The 1,537-nt window shown below is 67.7% G+C and carries 2 protein-coding genes; both read right to left on the bottom strand.

Annotated elements, in window-relative coordinates:
• Positions 1-154 precede the first annotated feature (154 nt).
• Positions 155-352, bottom strand: coding sequence for a type II toxin-antitoxin system RelB/DinJ family antitoxin (locus ACESUZ_RS10040; protein WP_117744010.1), 198 nt, complete (start codon positions 350-352; stop codon positions 155-157).
• Positions 353-398: 46 nt separating this feature from the next.
• A complete protein-coding gene (locus ACESUZ_RS10035; RefSeq protein ID WP_373199909.1) occupies positions 399-1,454 on the bottom strand; it encodes an IS1595 family transposase in 1,056 nt (351 codons plus the stop codon).
• Between the last annotated feature and the right edge of the window lie 83 nt (positions 1,455-1,537).

Below are 1,537 nucleotides of genomic sequence, written 5' to 3'. Positions count from 1 at the left end.
GGCTCTGTTAGACCAGGATTGACATTCCGCCCCGTCATCTTCTTGCGATTGCACAATGGTCGCCCCTTGTCGAATCTGAATCCGGCAAGGGGCGATGCGCCCGAGACCGGACGAGTTGCTCGCCTGGCCCTGCCGTTTCATGCCGACCTGCCGGCTAACTCGCCGTCTCCTCGTCGGGCGCCGGCGTCTTGACCCTCATCTCGAACGGCATCCCGCCCTCTCGGACGAGCGCCCTGAGGAACGCGTTGACGGCGGTGGACATGGACAGGCCGAGCTCGTCCAGGATGGCCGTGGCCTCCCTCTTGACCTCCGGGTCGATGCGGATCGTCGTGGCCGGTATGTTCGACGGCATGGCCTCACCCCTCCTCGTGTATCGCGGTGCGACCATTCTACCGCCTCTATGCGGCGGGCGCGGCCCAGTAGTCCATGTAGGGCGGCTCCACGTTGAACATGTCGCGGACGCGGCTCCTGCAGACGCCGTGCGCGAGCTGCCGCGCGACCGTGCGCCCGGCCGCGCCGGAATCGGTCGCCATGAAGGTCCGGCACCACCTGAACCAGGCGAGGTAGGCGTCGAGGTGCTTCGTCGACACGCCCCTGAACGGCTCCATGAAGGCGCCGAGGAGCGAGTGGACGGCGTTGACCCGGTTGATGGTCCCCCCGGAGCGGTCCTTGGGGTCGTAGGCCGCGTGCGCGGCGACCTCGAGCTCGGCGAGGACGCCGACGTAGGCGGCCGCCCTGTCGGTCGCGACGACCGAGCCGGCCGCGATGCGGCCCCTCAGCGCGTCCATGGCGCGCTCCCTCGAAAGGGCGCCCCGCCCCGTGACCTCGAGGAACGTCTCGTTCGAGTCGTTCACTCCGGTCATGACGCAGATCCGCTCGCGCGACAGCCCGCGTCTGTGCACCTGCTTGCCGCGGTGCCGGGAGGGGCGCGGCATCGTGAACGACCCCTTCGCGTGGTTGCCCTTGAACGACTCGGGGAAATAGGTCTCGTCGAGCTCGCAGCCGCAGCCCCGCTCGACCCTGAACGAGGGGGAGTAGGCCGAGAGGCACTCGATCAGCCTGTGGCGCATGGTGTAGGCGGTCTTGAGGCAGACGCGGCAGCGCCTCGCGCATTCGCGCAGGGGCAGCATGAGCACGAAGCACTCGGCGTAGGCCATCCAGGTCTCCTTCGGGAGCCTGCTCGTCCCCAGGATGCGCTCGCTGCCCATGCCGAAGGTCCTGCCGCAGCCCCGGCAGAGGTAGCGCTGCTCGCCGTTCTTCGATTTGCCCTTCTTCACGACCGCGGCGGACCCGCAGCGCGGGCAGCGTTCGATTTCGTAGGCGGAGCCGGCCGCGTCGTCGAACGCCGCCGCGCGGATCACGTCCCTGACGGACTCGATAGCGCGGCGGCGCTCGGTCTTGCTGAGGTTCGCCATGCCCTTCTTGAAGTTGAGGACCAGGTCTTCGGCGTTCATGCTGCCCCCATCATCGCGGTCTATGGGGTCAACGATATGGCACCGTGGGGACACATGTATGTCAATCCTGGTCTAACAGAGCC

The sequence above is a fragment of the Collinsella aerofaciens ATCC 25986 genome (assembly GCF_964239575.1).
Lineage (GTDB): Bacteria > Actinomycetota > Coriobacteriia > Coriobacteriales > Coriobacteriaceae > Collinsella > Collinsella aerofaciens_BQ.
This window is presented reverse-complemented; position numbering and strand designations above follow the sequence as displayed.

Excerpts from the sequence above, each read along its gene's own strand:
- ACESUZ_RS10040 (WP_117744010.1), bottom strand. The coding sequence starts at position 352 with ATGCCGTCGAACATACCGGCCACGACGATCCGCATCGACCCGGAGGTC.
- ACESUZ_RS10035 (WP_373199909.1), bottom strand. The coding sequence starts at position 1,454 with ATGAACGCCGAAGACCTGGTCCTCAACTTCAAGAAGGGCATGGCGAAC.